18 protein-coding genes are annotated in these 19196 nt (G+C 41.9%); 8 read left to right on the top strand and 10 right to left on the bottom strand.

What is annotated here, in order from left to right:
* The first annotated feature begins 53 nt into the window (after positions 1-53).
* Entirely contained in the window at positions 54-275 is a 222-nt protein-coding gene (locus tag HWQ36_RS32570; RefSeq protein ID WP_292710743.1) for a hypothetical protein, read from the top strand.
* A 184-nt stretch (positions 276-459) separates the two neighbouring features.
* Here the strand turns inward: HWQ36_RS32570 and HWQ36_RS32565 are convergent, their stop codons facing one another.
* On the bottom strand, positions 460-1203 hold the full coding sequence (locus HWQ36_RS32565; protein ID WP_292710740.1) for a response regulator transcription factor: 744 nt from the start codon (positions 1201-1203) through the stop codon (positions 460-462).
* A gap of 157 nt (positions 1204-1360) precedes the next feature.
* On the opposite strand from HWQ36_RS32565, the gene HWQ36_RS32560 reads away from it, so the two are divergent.
* Both HWQ36_RS32560 and HWQ36_RS32555 read left to right on the top strand, forming a co-directional pair.
* Complete coding sequence (locus HWQ36_RS32560) at positions 1361-2425, top strand: alpha/beta fold hydrolase (RefSeq protein WP_292710737.1); 1065 nt, start codon at positions 1361-1363, stop codon at positions 2423-2425.
* A 560-nt stretch (positions 2426-2985) separates the two neighbouring features.
* The gene (locus HWQ36_RS32555; RefSeq protein WP_292710920.1) at positions 2986-3357 is read left to right on the top strand and encodes a four-helix bundle copper-binding protein; all 372 of its coding nucleotides are present in this window, start codon (positions 2986-2988) and stop codon (positions 3355-3357) included.
* A gap of 463 nt (positions 3358-3820) precedes the next feature.
* Here the strand turns inward: HWQ36_RS32555 and modB are convergent, their stop codons facing one another.
* Positions 3821-5632, bottom strand: coding sequence for a molybdate ABC transporter permease subunit (gene modB / locus HWQ36_RS32550; RefSeq protein ID WP_292710734.1), 1812 nt, complete (start codon positions 5630-5632; stop codon positions 3821-3823).
* Positions 5633-5868: 236 nt separating this feature from the next.
* Complete coding sequence (locus tag HWQ36_RS32545) at positions 5869-6771, bottom strand: class I SAM-dependent methyltransferase (RefSeq protein ID WP_292710731.1); 903 nt, start codon at positions 6769-6771, stop codon at positions 5869-5871.
* Between the two features lie 181 nt (positions 6772-6952).
* Between HWQ36_RS32545 and HWQ36_RS32540 the strand changes: the two genes are divergently transcribed.
* Positions 6953-8461, top strand: a complete 1509-nt coding sequence (locus HWQ36_RS32540; RefSeq protein ID WP_292710728.1) for an FAD-dependent oxidoreductase — start codon at positions 6953-6955, stop codon at positions 8459-8461.
* A 107-nt stretch (positions 8462-8568) separates the two neighbouring features.
* Complete coding sequence (locus tag HWQ36_RS32535; RefSeq protein ID WP_292710725.1) at positions 8569-8922, top strand: DUF6464 family protein; 354 nt, start codon at positions 8569-8571, stop codon at positions 8920-8922.
* 118 nt (positions 8923-9040) lie between these two features.
* On the opposite strand, the gene fmt is transcribed toward HWQ36_RS32535, so the two are convergent.
* Positions 9041-10045: a methionyl-tRNA formyltransferase gene (fmt, locus tag HWQ36_RS32530; RefSeq protein ID WP_292710721.1), complete on the bottom strand. Its 1005-nt coding sequence runs from the start codon at positions 10043-10045 to the stop codon at positions 9041-9043.
* A 1132-nt stretch (positions 10046-11177) separates the two neighbouring features.
* Here fmt and HWQ36_RS32525 point away from each other — a divergent pair.
* On the top strand, positions 11178-12500 hold the full coding sequence (locus HWQ36_RS32525) for a hypothetical protein (RefSeq protein WP_292710718.1): 1323 nt from the start codon (positions 11178-11180) through the stop codon (positions 12498-12500).
* A 216-nt stretch (positions 12501-12716) separates the two neighbouring features.
* Here the strand turns inward: HWQ36_RS32525 and minE are convergent, their stop codons facing one another.
* On the bottom strand, positions 12717-13007 hold the full coding sequence (minE, locus tag HWQ36_RS32520) for a cell division topological specificity factor MinE (RefSeq protein ID WP_292710715.1): 291 nt from the start codon (positions 13005-13007) through the stop codon (positions 12717-12719).
* 36 nt (positions 13008-13043) lie between these two features.
* Positions 13044-13850 carry a septum site-determining protein MinD gene (gene minD / locus HWQ36_RS32515; RefSeq protein ID WP_174712164.1) on the bottom strand — a complete coding sequence of 269 codons (807 nt, stop codon included), beginning with the start codon at positions 13848-13850 and terminating at the stop codon, positions 13044-13046.
* 60 nt (positions 13851-13910) lie between these two features.
* Between minD and HWQ36_RS32510 the strand changes: the two genes are divergently transcribed.
* Positions 13911-14057 (top strand): hypothetical protein, encoded by a 147-nt coding sequence (locus tag HWQ36_RS32510; RefSeq protein WP_292710703.1) that lies wholly within the window; start codon positions 13911-13913, stop codon positions 14055-14057.
* A gap of 80 nt (positions 14058-14137) precedes the next feature.
* On the opposite strand, the gene minC is transcribed toward HWQ36_RS32510, so the two are convergent.
* The 4 genes from minC to HWQ36_RS32490 all read right to left on the bottom strand — a co-directional run bounded on the left by minC (position 14138) and on the right by HWQ36_RS32490 (position 18156).
* Positions 14138-15223, bottom strand: coding sequence for a septum site-determining protein MinC (minC, locus tag HWQ36_RS32505; RefSeq protein WP_292710700.1), 1086 nt, complete (start codon positions 15221-15223; stop codon positions 14138-14140).
* Positions 15224-15428: 205 nt separating this feature from the next.
* The gene (locus HWQ36_RS32500) at positions 15429-16751 is read right to left on the bottom strand and encodes a four-carbon acid sugar kinase family protein (protein ID WP_292710697.1); all 1323 of its coding nucleotides are present in this window, start codon (positions 16749-16751) and stop codon (positions 15429-15431) included.
* A 204-nt stretch (positions 16752-16955) separates the two neighbouring features.
* Entirely contained in the window at positions 16956-17618 is a 663-nt protein-coding gene (locus HWQ36_RS32495; protein ID WP_292710695.1) for a hypothetical protein, read from the bottom strand.
* 40 nt (positions 17619-17658) lie between these two features.
* Positions 17659-18156 carry a DUF29 domain-containing protein gene (locus HWQ36_RS32490; RefSeq protein ID WP_292710693.1) on the bottom strand — a complete coding sequence of 166 codons (498 nt, stop codon included), beginning with the start codon at positions 18154-18156 and terminating at the stop codon, positions 17659-17661.
* Between the two features lie 690 nt (positions 18157-18846).
* On the opposite strand from HWQ36_RS32490, the gene HWQ36_RS32485 reads away from it, so the two are divergent.
* Complete coding sequence (locus tag HWQ36_RS32485) at positions 18847-19083, top strand: type II toxin-antitoxin system Phd/YefM family antitoxin (RefSeq protein WP_292710690.1); 237 nt, start codon at positions 18847-18849, stop codon at positions 19081-19083.
* Positions 19084-19196: the final 113 nt, after the last annotated feature.

Genomic DNA, 19196 nt, shown 5'->3' with positions numbered 1-19196 from the left:
TTGATGCAAGGTATTCAGAGCCAGTTACTTATCAGTACAGGAGAGATACCTAAATGACAAAAACAATGGATAACACATTCGGTTCAGGGATGAATAATGAAGATTGGTTTAGCTTAGGAAAATCTGATGCCTGGGCTGGAAAAGCCAAAGTGCCGCCAGAAGAAGATTCTCAAGCTGCCAGTATGTACGAACTGGGTTACTGTGAGGGAGAAATTAAACGCCCGCCAACTGAAATTAGTCAGTATCCTACAGCCCATATTCCACATTTCAACTAGTACTATTTTGATTGATACTGTTGCCATAACCCCCGCCGCTTGCGGCATTGGTAATTCTTCGCCCACGATCAATAACTTCATCCCCTTGAGTTAAGTAAAGTACATACAATTTTTAGGGACGCATTGCAGTGCGCCCCTACTTTAGACTTAACTAATTTGGACAATCACTACTGCTTAAGTGATTTCATTCCACCAGTGTTGTGGAAACTCCTTCATTTGCTGGAGGAACACCGGGTAACTCAAGACAGTATCCAGCACCATATACTGTTTTGATATAGCGGGGGTGGCGGGGATCTGGTTCTAGTTTGGTTCTCAAGTGGCGAATATGGACTCGAATCGTTTCAATATCGTCATCGGGATCGTAGCCCCAAACTTCTCTGAGGATTTCGCTAGGAGAAACTGTTTGACCGTGGCGTTGTAGTAAGCAGTGAAGTAGCTCAAATTCCAAGTGAGTCAATTTCACCGTGTCATTGAACCATATTGCCTCAAATCTTTCGGGAACGAGAGTCAACGATCCATAGTTCAGAATCTCACTATGCTTTGCGGCTTGGGGAATGCGGTCAGTCCGCCGCAAAAGTGCCCGCACCCGCGCCAGCAGTTCTTCAACTTCAAAAGGCTTGGTGAGGTAGTCATCTGCGCCAGCATTAAAGCCTTCTACCTTGTTCTGAGTTTGGCTCATAGCCGTCAACATTAACACGGGAATCTCAGAGGTGCGATCGTCGCGGCGCAGGCGTTGGCAAACTGTAAACCCATCTACTCTGGGCAACATTAAATCGAGCATGATCAAGTCTGGTTGTAGCTGGAGAGCCAGCGCTTGACCTTTGATGCCGTCTTCAGCTTGACTAACATCGTAGCCAGCCATTTCCAAGTTGACGGCAACTAGTTCTGAAATCGCTGGGTCATCGTCTATGACAAGAATCCTCGGCATTCTTAAAAAATTATTACTACTTATTAAGGATAAATAACAACCTTTGATAGATACAAAGATTTTTGAATCAATGATGAAAAAGTTTTTAAATCTTACATAAATATTAAGATTAAATGACTGTGAAATCAAGACTCAACTACACGAAATCCTATAGTCTATGATGTGTTATACTCCCCCCTACAATCCGTCTTGGTTTTTACAAAACGGTGTGATGATGACTGTATACACCGCTTTGTGGGGAAAACGTCACTGGGAAAGTACTATCCAAGACCCAGAACCGTCTTATCACGAGAAAATCTTTATTGGTGGCCAAGGTGTGCCAATTTTTGGCTTGGTTGCCATCCCTGAAAATGCCCATAGCACGATTATCGGCACTTACGGCATTACTGGAGAGTTAAAAACAGAATGGTTTTTGAGGGTGCTAGGACGTAAAGCCTACGCTCAAGGATACGCTGTAGTGTTGTTTGATTGGCGGGCCCACGGCAAAACTGCCGAATTGTCGCCGACTCTAACTTCTGATGGTTTGTATGAGGGGGAAGATTTTGTCCGCATCGCCGCCGCAGCTAAGGCGATGGGATGTCCGGGAAAATTTTGGTTTACAGGGTTTTCTTTAGGAGGGCAATTAGCGTTATGGGCGGTGAAGGTGGCTGGTGAGGTGATTAGGGAGTATGAAGATTTAGGACTAGAAGATAGCGATATTGGCGGTGGTATGGTGATTTGTCCTAGTTTGGATTCGGAGCGATCGCTATCTTATCTAGTTACAAAACCCTTCGGCAGATATTTGGAAGCGGGGATTGCCCAGAATTTAAAAAAACTGGCATGGCGAATTCATGATGCTCATCCTGGAAGCATTGATCCAGAAGCGATTGAACGGGCAAATAGTATTTGGGGTTTTGATAACGAACTGGTAATTAACCAATTAGGTTTTTCTTCTGTGGAAGCATATTACCAAGCTAGTAGTGCTTTACAAATATTGCCGCAAATCTCAAAACCGACTTTGATTTTATATGCTGCTGATGACCCACTTTTTGACCCAGCTATCATACCGGAATTACAAGAAGCCTGCGATCGCAATTCGGCAATAGATTTATTGCTCACTCAGTATGGCGGCCATGTTGGCTATTTGAGTAGCAAAGAGTGCCAGCGTCAAGTACAAGACTGCGATCCTTGGTGGGCATGGAATCGGATTTTACAATGGTTGGAGCAACAGCGTAAAGGATAAGGTTGGCGTAAATAATTATCATTGGGATAAGGCAGGGGGCAAGGGGAAAAAGAGTTTTAGCCTTCTTTACCTTTCTTCACACAGTTTGCTTTTATTAGACCGACTTCCTTAATAAACTAAAAGACATCTAATTTGCATATTAAAATTTTTTCAATATCTTGTGGGGTGGGCAACAAATATTCATTAGAGCTAATAAATACTAGCTTAATATAATTTAATAAATGCTTCCAAAAAAGCATTTGTCAAGAAATCATGACATTAGTTTGTGTCCAGGTTATAGCTCTAACTTTTGCTAGCTGATATAAAAGTTGTCTTGCTCAATAAAACCCCACTCCACAACGAGAGTTTCTAAGCCTTAATATGTAAGAATAACCAAAAAAACAGCACAAAACTTCTGTAGGATTTGCCCAAATTTCCGGTAATTATATCGGGATAGTAGGCTTCTGAATTCTGGACAAAAAACTCCCATTGACTCTTGAAAAGGATAGGATTAATGTTGTGAGTAGTCCTTACAAGGACACTCTTTAGGCATCAAAAAAATCAAGAGGTACTTCATAATGATGATGATGATGATGACTGAAACTATGACTGCCGAAATGCAAGCTTGTATGGAAGCTTGTATGGACTGTCATAAAATGTGCATGGAAACCATGACCTACTGCATGGCCAAAGGTGGTATGCAGATGGACAAGGACATGATGAGCATGATGAGTATGATGCGCGATTGCTCTGAAATGTGCATGATGTGTATGAATATGATGATGAGCGGTTCTGAGTTCATGGAAAGCACTTGTATGCTCTGCGCCCAAATGTGCGATCGCACTGCAATGGAGTGTGAGATGATGAGCGATGACATGAAAATGATGGAATGTGCTGCTGCTTGCCGCAAATGTGCAGAATCTTGCAGAAGTATGCAAATGATGCCTGCTTAATTTCTCTAACTAGCAGAAGTTTCTCTGCAACCTAATATTCAAGCGCTCAGACTCTTTAGGGTCTGGGCGCTTGAAGTAATTTAATCATTTTTGTTAGCTGAACTCTTGTGTCAACCTTGTATACACTTTCCTTAGCATCCACTCTTTGACTACTTCACCAAAATCTTTAAAATTTATGATTTTGGTAAAAATATCTTGATTTAAATCCATTCGCTCAATCAGCTTTGTCAGAAATGCATCCTCAAAGCCATATTTAAAGTTCTGAATTGAGTTACTTTTAGCTTGTTGTGATAATGTCTTATCTGAACTAGTGCTTCTTCAATTTGGCTGAAAAAATATTTGTCTGCTTCAGTAAAATCAGTTCTAAATCTTTTGTTGAGAATATTAATAATCTCTGAAAGTTTAGCCTGTTCTTCTTTATCTCTTGGTTTGAAACTTTCCTATATCGTGTGTATCTCTGCGTTCACTCCATCAAAATCAAGCGCAGAGGATCTAAACGCACATACCAAGGAAAAGGTTGGTCTTTCATCGTCGCCCATTTTTCTTTGAAGACTTCAGCTTGCAGATGGTAATCTTGAGAGTTCTTGCCAGCAGAATGTAGTTTGAGAAACAACGTCATTCGGTGGGGCGTTTCACTTGTTCGTACTACCCAGCAGGGAAATGTATTTTCTTGTGATGAGTCGTTAGTAAAAATGAACTGATGGGCACGAATGCCAACGTGAAATAATTCGCTGTTGACTGGTTCAATGACTTGGAGACTACAACCCCAATCAATCGCTTCTACCTGTTGTGATGACTGGAGAACAGCACGGGAGAAGTTTTTACATCCAGTAAGTTGAGCCACACTAACGGTAGCAGGATGCTGGAAAATATCGTATTTGCTGCCATAATGAACGGCTTTCCCATGTTCTAATACCAACAGATTTGGGCAAATCCGATAAGCTTCTTCCATATTATGGGTGACAAATAGAGTCACACCTTGGTAGCCAGCTAGAGTTTCTGTCATTTGCTCCTCTAATTGACTACGTAGATGGGTGTCAAGTGCCGAGAACGGCTCATCTAAAAGCAATGCTTCCGGTTGACTTGCTAATGCTCTTGCTAAGGCTACCCGTTGTTGTTGTCCTCCAGAGAGTTGGTGCGGATAGCGATCGCCTAATCCCTGCAACTGCATCGCGATTAATTGCTCTTCTACCTGTACCCTAATACTTCCAGCCGATAGTTTTTTGGGCAAACCGAAAGCAATATTTTGCGCCACACTCAAATGTGGAAAGAGAGCGTAATTCTGCACTAAAAAACCGATGCGGCGATCGCGGCTAGGTAAATTAATTCCTTGTTCCGAGTCAAACAAGACTCTGCCATTTAAAACTATGCGCCCACAAGAGGGTGTTTCTATCCCCGCAAGGCAGCGCAAAATCATGCTTTTACCTGCTCCCGAACCCCCTAACAACCCCAAAGGTTGCTCATCAGTAGTGAAAGCAACTTTTAAATCAAAGCTAGGAAGTACTTTTTCAATGTTGACTAACAATCCACCAGATTCAAAGCTAGATTGCGGAGTATAAAGATTTTCTCCCCCTGCTCTCCCTGCTCCCTGCTCCCTGCCCCCTGCTCCCCTTCCCTTTTCCCTCAATTCTTGCCAGAAGTTGACTGCAATTATTCCAGATAGAGAAATCACCATAATTGCGATCGCCCAGAACCAAGCTTCGTTCATTGCTCCCGCTTCCACAGCAAAATAAATCGCCATTGGGATTGTCTGCGTTTGTCCGGGAATATTACCAGCCAACATCAATGTCGCGCCGAATTCTCCCAAAGCACGGGCAAAAGCGAGCATTGTAGCGGCTACAATGCCAGGTAGTGCTAAGGGTAAACTGATGCGCCAAAAGATTGTAGTTTCGGTTGCACCAAGGGTTCTAGCTACTCGCAGTAAGTTGCCATCTATTTGTTCAAAGGCTCCCAATGCAGTTTTATACATTAATGGGAAAGAAACAACCGTGGCTGCGATCGCAGCACCATACCAAGTAAAGACGATGCTGAAGTCAAAAGCCGCCATGAGTTTCCCTACAGGGCCATTTTTGCCAAAAAATAGCAGCAACAAGAAACCGACAACTGTAGGCGGTAAAATCAGTGGCGCAATAAAGATACCCTCAATCAACGATTTACCTTTGCCACGATATCCCAGCATCCAGTAGGCGGCAGCAATACCCAAAAAGAAGGTGATAAATGTAGCAAGTAATGAAGTTTTGAGTGATATCCAAAGAGGCGATAAATCCAATGGCATAGTCGGGTAGGTAAGAATTAGCTTAACTAATCCCTAATTTACCAACTTTAGTTCTGATATGTTGGTAAAAGTTGGTAAATTACCTAACAAATATAGCAATCCTGAATCAAACGCACATAAACAAGATCCCCGGCAACTTTTAGGAAGTCGGGGATCTGCGGCTTGCAATTCTCATACCAATTCTATGTAAGTAGGGGGAATTTATGAATTGCCCCTAAAGTCTTACGTTTACTTACTTAATCGAGTTTCGTGCTGTAGGCACTAAAACCATAAGCCAAGGTTTCTTTTAAAGCATCTGATGGTTTAAGACTTCTGTTAATAGCATTAGCAAAGGGTACTGGAATTCCCTTAATAGTTTCCGGCAAAATTGCATATTCTGCTGTTGGTTCCACAATGTATTCTGGGCACTTAGTTTGCAAGCCAGCGTCAGCTAACATTTCATTTATTTCAGCAGCAGAATATTGCTTGAGATAAACTGGATTTCTCACAAATGGATTTAGCCTTCTGATAAAATTATGGATAATATGAGAAGGACAAGATTTGTTATGAAATGAATGATTAAAAACAAAAATTCCGCCAGGTTTTAGTACGCGAGATATATCAGCTAACAAGCTTCTTAATTGTGCATCTGGTATGTGCATAAAGACGCAGTTAGAAATTACCAAATCTATAGAATTATCTTCTAAAGGCAATATTTCAGCAGAAGTACAAATCAAGTTAAATTCAGCTTCTGGAAAAAAATTATATTCTTGTTTAACCTTGATTAACCGCCGCAATAAAGGTTCAGAAATATCAATACCATAATATTTTTCGCATCTGAGATTTTTCGCTTTCGAGAGATGCAAAGGGGCGCGACCATAACCAGAGCCAATCTCTAGAATCGAGCCAACAGATTTATTCAATGGGAATTTGTTCCAAGTACCTCCAGGTGTGCCAGTTAGTAAAGTGTAATCTTGTTTAATGGGCGATGTATCTGCAAGTTTTTCAATTTTTTGGGAACCATAATATGTTTTACCAATTGCATCCCATGTTTTTTTATGTTGAGTATTATTCAATTGTTCATAGTCGCTAGGAAAATAAATGCCATCTCGTAATTCAAAGTCATTTAAACTGAATTTTGTATTTGCTAATTGAGTCATTAGGATTATTCCTCATCAATAGTCAAGTCTGTTTTCTGTTATACTCTTAACTCAGCATTAACCGCAAGGCATTTTTACTGAACTGCATCCCAAAGAAAACCGCTATAGTAACAACCTGTCATCCAATCAGAACACAAGTTCGTATACATTAGTTGATGGACAGCAACAATCGGAGGCTGGGATGGTAGAAGGATCGCAACAAAAACGGGTGGTAGTTGTAGGTGCTGGTTGGGCTGGTTTAGGAGCAACCTACCATTTGGCAAAACAAGGCTATGATGTTACCCTTCTAGAAGCAGGCCCCTATCCAGGTGGATTGGTGGCAGGTTGGCAAACAGCCGCCGGCAAATCTGTTGAAGCTGGCATTCATGGCTTTTGGTATCCTTACAAAAATATTTTTTCTTTAATCAATCAATTAGAAATTAATCCTTTTACTACTTGGACTCGTTCTTCGCAATATTCGCCAGCAGGCTTGGAAGTTGAATCACCGATTTTTCAAGACTTACCGCGACTCCCATCCCCACTAGGAACTTTTCTATATACTCAGTTTAAACGATTGCCACTAATTGACCGTCTGAGCGCCCTGCCTTTACTGTATGCTGTTGTTGATTTTGACAATTCCGATAATGCTTGGCGACGCTATGACTTTGTAACTGCCCGGGAATTGTTCAAAGACTTTAACGTTTCTGCACGACTTTACCGCGAGGCTTTTGAACCAATGTTATTAGTGGGTTTGTTTGCCCCTGGTGAACAATGTTCAGCCGCAGCAACTTTAGGAATGCTTTACTTTTTTATTCTGGCTCATCAACCTGATTTTGATGTAGTTTGGTGTCGGGGAACTGTTGGAGAAAAGATATTTCGTCCTTGGGTGGAACGGATTGAAAAAGCTGGTGCGCGGGTGTTGTCCAAGCGTCGAGTTACAGATTTAATTGTTGATAGTAATCAAGTTAAGGGTGTGGTTTGCGGTGATGAAGTTTTTCATGCAGATGCCGTGATTTTTGCAGTTGGAATCGCGGGGATGAAGAAAATTGTCTCAACTAGCCCTAGTTTACAAAGCCATGAAGAATTCCGTAATTTGAGCAATTTAGGAGCGATTGATGTTTTAGCAACGCGGCTATGGTTTGACCGCAAAATTAATATTCCCCGTCCTTCTAATGCTTGTTTTGGATTTGATGCAAGTACAGGTTGGACGTTTTTTGATTTGAATGCTCTACATGATGAATATCGGGATGAGCCAGGAACGGTGATTGAAGCTGATTTTTATCACGCAAATCAGTTTTTGGGTTTGAGTGATGAGGAGATTTTAGCAATAGTTCAGGATTATTTAGCAACTTGTGTACCGGCCTTTCGGCAGGCAAAGATAATTGATAGCAGTGTAATTCGGCTATCTCAGGCGGTAACTCACTTTGCACCTGGCAGCTATCGTTATATGTTGCCCGCGAAGACAAGTTTTGAGAATGTGTTTATGAGTGGGGATTGGATTGTGAACCGTCATGGTTCCTGGTCACAGGAAAAGGCTTATGTTACTGGTTTAGAGGCGGCGAATTTGGTGGTGTCTTATTTAGGAAAAGGTCAGCCAGCCGAGATTTTAGCTGTAGAAGAGGATGAAGCGCATATCCAAGTGGCGCGATCGCTCAACCAAACTCTACGTGACTTGGGTAAATCTATCCTACCTGACTTTTGGTTGCCGTAATCCGTAGGTACGCCAAGAGTTAATCATTAACTTGTAATCTAAATTCGGTAAGCTAAAGAAAGCTATGCTATACGATCCTTCTAATGTAAATCAAATCACATAAGCTTATGGAGCCAGACTCTTTACAAACCGAGGTAATTCTGACGCATCCGCGTGAGTCACTCGGTAAAGTGCAACTTGATTGGACACCCCAACCCGGAAATTATCTCGATTTTGAAGGTAAAACTTATGCGGTTTTAGAACGCCGCCATAAATACCAACTTAAAGCTGGGCGCTACCGCTTACATAATATTGCTATTTATGTACAGTCTGCTAAACGACCATCTGAAAAAAGTTTAGTAGGTGGACGTTGGGTAGTTGGCGATGCCACCTGCTGCTACAATGCTCATTCAGAACTCATTCGCTGTGCAGTTAACCCAGATGGACCTTGCGAATCTTGCCGCTTTTATGAAAAGTCTTAGGAGAGACGCGATTAATCGCGTCTGTCTGTACAGGAGTTAGGAGTTAAAAATTATTCTCCCTCATCTCCCGGTTGGTGAGCGAAGTCGAACCACATCTCCCTCATCTCCATCATCCCCGTCAACTTCCCGCACCAAAAACTTCTCCCACGGTTAAGCGGGTACCATTAACAAAATCCCATCCCGACTGGGGACGTTTCCCAGCTAGCTGAACCTCTCGCAACAGCAACAAACCTTCCCCAGTTTGGACGATCGCACCAATGCCTTTAGTAATGTTTACTACAACTCCCGGTCTGTCTGATACATTTGACAAATCAGGCAATTTGTGAATTAATTCTTGTAATTCTGATGGTAGATTGCGATCGCATACACAACTAAGGGGAACCGAAGCGGCGATCTTTAACAAGTTGTTACGAAAGCTAGCCGTGCAGTTAGGGTAAAAGCCTCTAATTTGATTGTGTAATTGGATGGCGCTTTTTGACCAATCCAAACCATAATCTTGTTTTTGAATCAGAGGTGCATAAGTAGCTGACAAATTATCTTGGGGTATTGGTTGAATTTCCTGCCGTTCCAACTTCAACAGAGTTTCCACCAACAAATCCCCACCGATCGCAGCTAGTCTTTCGGCTAAATCTTGGGTATTATCCAGTAATCCAATGGGTGTAGTGGCTATTTGTAGCATTGGCCCAGTATCCATCCCCACATCCATTAACATGGTTGTGATCCCCGTTTCCTTCTCACCGTTATATAAACACCACTGAATCGGCGCTGCACCCCGATATTTAGGTAAAATCGAGCCATGCACATTTATACAGCCCAACTTTGGCATCTTTAAGATTTTTGCCGATAAAATCTGTCCATAAGCGACAACAACAAACACATCTGCGTCTAATTCTTTCAGTTTGGCTAAAGTTTCTGTATCTTTTTTGACTCGTTCGGGTTGCCACACTGGTAAGTTGTGAGCAGTAGCGATCGCTTTTACTGGTGTTGGCGTAAGTTTATTTCCCCGTTCCCGGCGTTTATCTGGTTGAGTGACAACTGCCAACACGTCAAATTCTGAATGATTCAATAACTTTTCCAATGTGGGTACAGCAAACTGTGGTGTACCAAAAAATACAATTTTCATTAATAATTAGTTGTTAATCGTTAATCATTAGTTAATGGTAAATAATATCGGCTGTTTGGTGGTACAATATTTTTGTATCGAGTGAAACTAAAAGGCTGTTTAATTAACTTACATAGTTAACTTGACAAGTGTAACAGCTAATGCAAGCTGCATCTGCCTTTAGGGAACCTCATAGTTTAGTGGTGTCTCATCACGAGCCGCTAGAGCATCTACCAAGTGAGTTTTGTTGTGTTCCCAAACGTTTAACCCAAATTGGCATTAAATGCAGTTGGGTTTTTGAAGAAGAATTCAGGAGTCAGAATTAATCAGTCGAGGATTCAGACCCGCGAATGATTGAAGACCACCAAATTGAAAATTTGGTGCGGGTGTTAAACCTGGTTATTCATTAACCCTTCGGGTGATGCTTCCGGCACACCTTCGGTGAACAGCAGTTGCTCCACTTGGGGAAACCCCAAGACCCCACTGCTTCAACAGTCGTACATAATTCATTTTGTTAGGGGATAGCTAGGTTTAGCCCATTCTGACTTCTGACTCCTGAATTATGTTTGGTAAAAAACTCTTGCGTTCTTCTAGCTTTTTTATAGTTGAGATTGCAATTTATAACTTTGAGTTGCTGACAGCAGTATTTTCTGAGTATGATTTATTATGCGTCTGCTTCCCAGCTTCTAACCTAACACCTCATATCTACCATTATGAGGGTTTGCGCTGTTATATTTAGTGTGTGACCTGACTTTTTTATTGTGTACTAGCTAGAACTAGTACGATCCCCAATATCTAAGTTATATCATTTTTGGTTGCCAGCGTTATCGCCTCAACTATAACTTGAATATTCCTGACTAATATCTGTTTTTGGTATTGTCGGGTATAGCAACAGCAGGATTATATATCGTGTAGTAATTACTGAGTTCTCAGCGTATTTACTATACTCCCATACTTTTGCAAAAAAATATTCAGTACCTGAGTAATAAAAGGTGTAGACAATGATACTTAATTTTTGTAAAACTCAGCAAACTTTGAAGGAAATATCTCGTCAAAGTTTTTAGTTTCTTGTTATACATATAATTACTGCCTGCCCCATTGCTGCATAGGTATTGCTTCTCACATAGCAACCGCCCCTCTAGAGAGTCTACAAATGCTTAAACCCCTTTTGCTGTCAGGATGGTTCCGCGCGCAACCATTTCTCAATTACGTTGTCGTTGTGATACTGATCGCACCCTTGCTAGGGGCATCGGCTCACTCGTTCCCTGTAAAATCCGAAGTAGCTAAACTAACTTCGATGACTGGAGATTCTGACTCTGTATCAAAGGAAATAGCTGTAGTTGGGGAACCTGAGATAGCTGAAATATCAAAAACAGATCAAATCGACTCTTTAACAGAAGAATTTGACTCTGTACCAACACAAAGTCCTGCTGTCCAGGAACCGCAAGTATTACCATCGGATAAAATTGAGTCCTTTGCTCAAGCAGATAGTTATGGGTCAAACAGCGATTTAACTGTTCCTGATACAATAGCCGCAGTTGAACTTGCACCATTAACAGATGTTCCTGTTAGTCAACTTAATCTAATACAAAAACTCAAAGCTGCTAATATCAAGTCTTTGAAAGGACAAGAAAAATCTCTCTCTAGAGAAAAGTATCTTACTGAATCATTGACGGCAACTCAAGTAGCACCAACTATTAGAGAGTCACAACCAACTACAACAACAGAAATACCTGTTGCTGAACCACGTGATGAGTCTCAAGCAGAACAAATAGATCCCATAGGTAGTCCTCATCCTATTCCTTGGAAATGGATTACAGCGACTCAAGAAGCAATTGGTTCCAAGGGTGGTTCTGGAGTTCGTCACTACCGTAGCGTACCTGTAGTTTCTCCAGATGGTAAATATGCTGTTTATAGCCGGGTGCAACTAGAAGTAAAACCCGAAATGTACAACAGCCGTGTTACCAGCGTTCTGTTTGTCCAAGATATGCACACGAAGAAGTTGTGGGTAATGGCTTCAACTACTCCTGTTAGCGATCCTTTATTAAAGGTAAAGGCTGTAAAGGGTTCATCGTTAGAAGACGCTAATCCGAACGGTCAGATTGGGGTATTAGTTCCAGTTAGCTGGTCGGAAAAAGGCGATCGCTTCTTAGCACGCAAGTTTGAAGGTATATTTAACACAGGTGATTCTACAGATAGTGCAGTGATTTGGGATCGGCAAAAAAATCACGCAAATACAGTTGCCCCTGTTAGTCAAGACAATGAACATGAAAAAATTGCCGTCTTATTAGGTTGGAGTAAAAGCCAACCAGATCGTGTGCTGTTCCGTGCAGGTGAAATGGGTGAAGAGAACTGGCCACTAATGCAAGTTGCTAATGATGGTAAAACTATCACTACAACAGACGACGATCAACCGATAACTTTTGGTAAAAAGGTTACAGAAATTTGGGCAGGTCCACAAGTTGCTTACCGATAGTTTATAAAAAAATTTATATACTCCCGTTGTCAGCAGTAACGACAACGGGAGATTTTTTTATTTTGCTGCGCTTATTTAATCCAAAACTTGGGATGATTCGTTGCAATTGAAGATGATTTAACTACATCTTAAATGAAAATACTTAAGACTAAAACTTTGACACTTTCAGGTTTAAAGACTCTAAGTTTTACGCTTACCGAGTATTTCTATAAAGACTTATTTATCATCCCTTTCCCATTCAGGTATGGCTCCTTTTACCCGGCGGATGGGCAAATTAGCAATTAAAGCTGTGGTTCGTTGGTTGCTTTCTAAAGAGAACTCCAAGCCCTCTGTCTCAATTTCGACATAGCGACAGACTACATCTAGGATTTCTTTCCGCATTTTTTCCAACGTTTGAGGATCTAAATCAGCGCGATCGTGAGCAATCACCAATTGCAGGCGACGTTTAACTTGAGTTCGACTGCTATCAGTACCGCGAGAAAAAAGTTTTTCTAGAAGTTCAATCATTACGAATAGGTCTGGCGCGGAGACTAGAAAAGTAAGTTAAACAATCTTTGTCCACAACAACCTTCGTAGACGGGCGAAGATGCTGTCTTGGGATGAGTCGATCTCCAGAAATTCGACACTTTCCCCTTCTAATCTACGAGCAATGTTCTCAAAGGCTGTGGCAGCTAAAGAGGGATTTTCCGCTAACACTAAGGGTTCGCCGCGATTGGTAGATACAATAACACGCTCGTCGTCAGGGATTACCCCGATCAGGGGAATGGCGAGAAGTTCCTGAACATCTTGCACTGACATCATATCATTTGCCTGCACCATTGCGGGTCTGATGCGGTTAATTATTAAATGAACACGCTTGATACCTTGTGCTTCTAGTAATCCAACTACCCGGTCGGCATCACGAACTGAAGAAATTTCTGGCGTGCTGACAACTAGCGCTTCTTTTGCCGGGCCGATCGCATTCTTAAACCCATTTTCAATCCCGGCGGGGCTATCGATGATCACGTACTGATACTTTTGCGCTAGGGCATTGACCAGTAACTTCATCTGTTCCGGTGTGACTGCATCTTTGGAGCGATTTTGGGCTGCTGGTAGGAGTACAAGATTGGGTTGGCGCTTATCTTTCACCAAGGCTTGTTCTAAGCGGCACTCTCTGGCCAGGACTTCTACCGCAGTATAGACGATGCGGTTTTCCAGCCCTAGCAGCAAATCCAAATTTCTCAGACCAAAATCCGCATCAACCAAGGCGACTTGACGACCAATTTTAGCTAAAGCCATGCCCAGATTTGCTGAAACTGTGGTTTTACCCACTCCTCCTTTACCGGAGGTAATCACAATAATGCGAGTCATGATAGAAATGCGGTCAATGAGGGTTCAAGAAATATAAAACAGTAAATTGCAGTATAAAGTATGAAGTATCGTATCAAGTATGAAGAAATATCTGTTCTCCCTGATTCAGGCGAGGATGAATATTTTTTGATTGCGATGTCTGGCGACAAGCCGCTTTGCATCTACGCTCGGTCGGATGAAATACACAACGCTTGGGAAAGGCATTAAAGTAGTGTATTCCATCTACATAAAAACCGCTATATTTCATCCTTCATATTCTTCATCTTTTAAGTAAATATTCAGGGCTACTAATTGCTCTTAGTAAATTGGTTTCTAGAAAAATCACTAGCCCTAGCGATGCGAATCCCTTGGGGCATAATATGTGCCACTTCTGGAGAAAATTGTGTAGGTAATTTTTCTGGTGCCCTAGCGACAGCATCTGCGATCCGCAATTGGGTAGGTTCCATTTGCAAAGCCATAATCAGACACTCACGATTGCCTCCGGCTCCAGCATGAGCAATTCCACGTAAACGACCCCAGATGATAATATCTCCATCTGCAATTACAATACCACTTGGGTTTACATCTCCCAAGATAATTACTGTACCAGGATGACGAATTTCTACTCCAGAGCGGACTGTTGTTTCTAGATAGAGAGCATCTGCCTGGGGTGTAGCTGTAGCTTCTGACTCTGTATTCAGGGAAGTTACGGGCTGCAATTGTTCTACAGAATACCCAGATGTGACGGCTGCGATCGCAGTTTGTCGGCGACTCGTGGAGACAGAAATTAGCCGGAGTTTGACTTCACTTAGAGCCTCGGCGAGTTCTTGGAGTTGCCTGGTATCTACCAGACGGTCTTGTGCCATTAGATGTACAGGTGTATTAGATACACGAAAGCGATCGCCTGCATTCAAACGTTGCCTGATTTGTTGCCAAATATCAGACCAACTGAGTTCTGAGGCCGATACTTGAGATTCTGGTGGCAAAATTAATAACAGTCGTCCCTCCTTACTTTTTAACTGGACTTGAGTATTATCATTTACGCGATACCCTGATATTGCTGACTCATTGGGATTTGAATCAGTCAAGATAAAATCTGATGCGGCATCACTATTAGACTCTACATCTGGGTTAGCAGGATTTGACTCTACATTTGGGTTAGCAGGATTTGACTCTATATCTGGGTTAGCAGGATTTGACTCTATATCCCCAAGGACAGCATTTGATTTTAAATAAAGAAGGACGGATCTTAACTCCGCATCAGGGGGGATAGGATCTGACTCTACATCAGAAACAGTAGGATTTACCTCTACCTCCGAAAGGATAGAGTTTGATTCTGCATTAGGAAGTGCAGAATTTGACTTTAGATTGGGAATTGCTGAATCAGAAGTCATGCAGTACTAGCCAAAAGACAACAAATTTTGGATTTTCAATTTTAGATTTTGGATTGGTGTCACTCACAAGGTTTGAAAGCGCGTAGTGGGATGTTAGTCTGACATGAACCAAAAGATTCTTTAATCTAAAATCGTTCGACTGAGCGTAGCCTTACCCCTCTGGGGATCTTGCTAGGCGTAGCGTTCCGCAGGAAAGTCTAAAATCTCAAATTGGCACGGTCAACCTCTGATAAATTGTCGCCAAGGCATCAGCATCACCAACGTTACCTGGAAACAGCACCACAGGTAAATCAGGAAACTGGGGATGATCGGATGGGGTTAACACCATTGAACAACCAGCTAAAATTTGACCGAGTAAGCGGGCTGAAGTTAAGGCTAGTCCAGTACTCAAGACATCGTTTGAGGTAATGCCACCCTTGCTGATTAAGAATCCTATATCAGATGGTAAAGCCCGCACAATATCCATCAATAAACTTGAAACTTTTGCCCCAAACTCCAATCGGGTGTTGACATCTTTAAAACTCAGTTCCTGACGGCTAGTATAAACCACTGGTGTTTTGCCCGCTTCGTGTGCCGCCTGTGTACTTTCTTTGATTTCAGTTAGCAGAACCGCAGATTGATTTGCATCATCAAGTAATCGCGCTACATTGACTTCGATTCCCACTGTTCCCTCTACTTGCAATAGCGCCTCTAACTGCTGAGTAGTCTTTTTCACATGGGAACCAACAATTACTGCACCTGGTTTGCCTTGACGCACGTACTGCGCCATGTTTTCGGCAGCAATAGGTTGGGGTGGTAAAGCGGCTAAAGCCGTTAGAATACTTGCGGCACTGCGAAACAGAAAGCGTTTCCCTTGACTTGCTGCTGCTAATACATCTACTGCAAAGCGGTTGAGATCGTCTTGAGTTTCACCATCGACAACAACGCACTGATTACCATTAAGTTTTAACAAACGTTCCAAACTACCAGCGCGAATATCAGCTAGAAGAAACCTTTCTACAGCTTCGGTATTAATCCGTCCTTGAGTCTTTTCTTCAACATACTTGGGTAAGTAACTGTGATGGTAACTGAAGACTGAATCACGGGCAAATTCGGTTTCATGGACTGGGGTGGGGACACCGCCAATCATCAAGTAATGCACGCTGTTGCGGGTGATGCGTCCACCTTCAAAAAAGGCTGGTACGAGAAAATGAGCATCAAAGGGGCCGAGTTCTTGGGCGATCGCATCAGTTTCAATGGGATAATGCCCCCGCAAGGTAGAATCAGAACGGCTGACAATCAAAAAATCGTCAATTCCTTCAGCATTCAAAGCGATTTTCAGGTTTTGGCAAACTTCTTTGGTGACAGATGTAGCTGACTCTGGCGTTAGCGATCTAGTGTTAGTCAGTACAAAGAAAATCGGCGAATCGTCCTGTAACCCACTGCGTAAAGTGTCCACATCCCAGTGCATTAGCAGCAAGCAGGTGTGGACTGTTTGAGAACCCGTAGGGTCATCATCCAGGACAATTATTTTGGGTTTGTTGGTCATTTAAGTTAATGGGGCGATCGTTTTCTGGGAAAGAAAGTATTGGGCGAATAGAATAGAGCCTCCGGCACGCTGACGCGAACGCGGCTACACAGGCAAAGTCCACCTCCGTGGACTAATACAAGATTAATGGTTTTCTAACCTGCGGAGGCAGGTTTTGTCTGTGTAGCCGCGACTTCTAGTCGCCCAAGTTTTACAAACATCCTCTTAGCCTTTCTGCAATTTTCTGATTTCTGCTTGCACATCGATCGCAATTTGCAATGATTGATTTAGCAGTTGAGCATATTCGCCTGCTTGACTACTAACTTGTAAAGCTTGCAGACTGGCTAAATTATTCACAAATAACTCTTGGTTATTAGCAAGCAACTTTTTATTATCTCGCAAAATTCGTTCCGTTTTCAGAGCGCGGACTAAATCTTCTCTAATTAGTTGCAGAGCGGCGGTTACTTTATCTCGGTCATGAATACTGCTTTCTACGTTTCCTGATGCTGCCAATTGGTCATTAATATCTATAGCGTGAATCAAGTCATGATATTTATCAACTTCATCTAAAAGTATTGTCAGTCCTTCGGGACAGGTCAATTGTCGCCACAGCCATCGCCCTACTAATATCGGCATTGGCACTAAAATTAGTAAAAGAATTCCTAGTCGAATTGAAGAACCAATTGTCGGCAAAATAATAAACGCATAAACAAAGCCCACAATTATAGGGGTTAGCGCCAGCGTTACCAGCATTTCATTGATGAAAAACCCTAATCGCTTCTTGCCATCTCGCAAAACAGAGGGACGGAAAACGTCTTCTGGATCGAATCCAGTCAAACGTCTCTGTTCCCCCTTACTAATTTCCAAACCTATTAAGTCCGGCTGCACGGCTGCATACTCCTATGGAAACCCAAGTTGCGTATTCATTTTAATCGGGTTTACCGTGATGATTGTGGTAATATTCAGGAAACCAGTTTTCATCTAAAATTTGCTCTAAAGAACCAAGAAGTGCAACAGGGAACGTATCAATAGGAAGTTTTGAGCGATCGCTTGCTTCCATCCTTGCGTTTTGATAACATTCATCAAATATTTCTAAAATGTAAGGCTTAAGACTAGAACTATCTTTGAGTTCATCCTTAATCTCTCTATGTAATGTCCTGATTTCCCCTTTCCAATGCCCTTCATTTCGCTCCCGTTCCACATCCCAGTATGTGAGCTTAAGCAGATGTTCAAAAAGCCGAATCAACAGACTTTTCACCGTTCGCTTTTGGCTCCTACCCACACTTTCTAATTCTTCTAACAAATTCTCTAAATCCACAGATGAAAACTGACCAGCGCGAAGTTGGTTTATAGTTGTCCTCAGCCACAGATAATAATCTTCGTCGTATAAGGTTTGAGTTGCTGATTGGATTATTGGTTTTACCATAGACTAGCCGAACTCCTACTATTTTTTTAATTTAGCCAGATCGACTTAGGGTAAACGCCAACTTAGTGCGACTTGCACTTGTCCATCAGGCAAAGCTGACATTTCCCATGCACCATTTGGAAGTTCAGAGGCGATGTCTTGCGACAAGCCGCTTTGCGTCTACGCATTCATCATCTTACTGCCATAGCCACCTTTTGGGCGTTCATAGGTGGTATGGTTGACGATTGAGCCATTGTTGGCGATCGCTAAAATACATCTGATTCCCTGTTGCTGTCCACACCAATAGAGGCAAAATAATTGATAACATCCACTTATATTTAAAGAGAATTAAACATAGTTTAATGTCGCAGGTAAATGGACACCTGAGAAATATCCTATTTCTCATGATATCTGTTATCTACCCCTATGGAGGAAAAGAAATTGGAGTTAAAGACTTTAACGTTTTCATTTCACCCTAAAGCATAGCGGGACTTAAACAAAAATTAAGCCCAAACACGATATTTTTGTGTGATCGCATTTTTCGATAACAGGATTATTTTAGGCGATCGCACTTCCTAGTATATTCAGATCCCCGACTTCTTTAAGAAGTCGGGGATCTAGTAGTCTCTCTAAATAGCTAATAAAATATATTTACAAAACATCTATCTCTGTTATATGATTAGAATACATTTGTAAAATATTGAGAAACTTATGACTCAGATTACAATTGAAGAAGCTACTAAAAATTTATATAAACTTCTAGAAAAAGTGGCTAAAGGTGAGCAATTTGTTCTGATGAAAGAAGGCAAAGAAGTTGCTCGTCTTCTTCCTCCCCAACAGGAAAAGAAGGTATTTCCTAATTTAAACTATTTTAGAAAATCCATAGTTTTAAAAGGGAGTGAAATGAGTACGACGATATTAGAAGAAAGAGATAACCAAAGATATTGATTTATTTAGATACTAGCGCCATTGTTCCCAGGGTTAGCGCGTCTCAAACCCTATTGACAGAGGGATTATGGCAGAGGGTCTGAGTTTGGGAGAGCCGCAGCCAAAACAGAAAC

Source organism: Nostoc sp. NMS2 (genome assembly GCF_017115105.1).
In the GTDB taxonomy this organism is placed as follows: domain Bacteria; phylum Cyanobacteriota; class Cyanobacteriia; order Cyanobacteriales; family Nostocaceae; genus Nostoc.
Note: the sequence above shows the minus strand (reverse complement) of the source record. Positions and strands in the feature narration are given on the sequence as shown.

Coding starts and splice junctions, on each gene's coding strand:
- HWQ36_RS32570 (WP_292710743.1), top strand. CDS start 54: ATGACAAAAACAATGGATAACACATTCGGTTCAGGGATGAATAATGAA.
- HWQ36_RS32565 (WP_292710740.1), bottom strand. CDS start 1,203: ATGCCGAGGATTCTTGTCATAGACGATGACCCAGCGATTTCAGAACTA.
- HWQ36_RS32560 (WP_292710737.1), top strand. CDS start 1,361: ATGATGTGTTATACTCCCCCCTACAATCCGTCTTGGTTTTTACAAAAC.
- HWQ36_RS32555 (WP_292710920.1), top strand. CDS start 2,986: ATGATGATGATGATGACTGAAACTATGACTGCCGAAATGCAAGCTTGT.
- modB (WP_292710734.1), bottom strand. CDS start 5,632: ATGCCATTGGATTTATCGCCTCTTTGGATATCACTCAAAACTTCATTA.
- HWQ36_RS32545 (WP_292710731.1), bottom strand. CDS start 6,771: ATGACTCAATTAGCAAATACAAAATTCAGTTTAAATGACTTTGAATTA.
- HWQ36_RS32540 (WP_292710728.1), top strand. CDS start 6,953: ATGGTAGAAGGATCGCAACAAAAACGGGTGGTAGTTGTAGGTGCTGGT.
- HWQ36_RS32535 (WP_292710725.1), top strand. CDS start 8,569: ATGGAGCCAGACTCTTTACAAACCGAGGTAATTCTGACGCATCCGCGT.
- fmt (WP_292710721.1), bottom strand. CDS start 10,045: ATGAAAATTGTATTTTTTGGTACACCACAGTTTGCTGTACCCACATTG.
- HWQ36_RS32525 (WP_292710718.1), top strand. CDS start 11,178: ATGCTTAAACCCCTTTTGCTGTCAGGATGGTTCCGCGCGCAACCATTT.
- minE (WP_292710715.1), bottom strand. CDS start 13,007: ATGATTGAACTTCTAGAAAAACTTTTTTCTCGCGGTACTGATAGCAGT.
- minD (WP_174712164.1), bottom strand. CDS start 13,850: ATGACTCGCATTATTGTGATTACCTCCGGTAAAGGAGGAGTGGGTAAA.
- HWQ36_RS32510 (WP_292710703.1), top strand. CDS start 13,911: ATGAAGTATCGTATCAAGTATGAAGAAATATCTGTTCTCCCTGATTCA.
- minC (WP_292710700.1), bottom strand. CDS start 15,223: ATGACTTCTGATTCAGCAATTCCCAATCTAAAGTCAAATTCTGCACTT.
- HWQ36_RS32500 (WP_292710697.1), bottom strand. CDS start 16,751: ATGACCAACAAACCCAAAATAATTGTCCTGGATGATGACCCTACGGGT.
- HWQ36_RS32490 (WP_292710693.1), bottom strand. CDS start 18,156: ATGGTAAAACCAATAATCCAATCAGCAACTCAAACCTTATACGACGAA.
- HWQ36_RS32485 (WP_292710690.1), top strand. CDS start 18,847: ATGACTCAGATTACAATTGAAGAAGCTACTAAAAATTTATATAAACTT.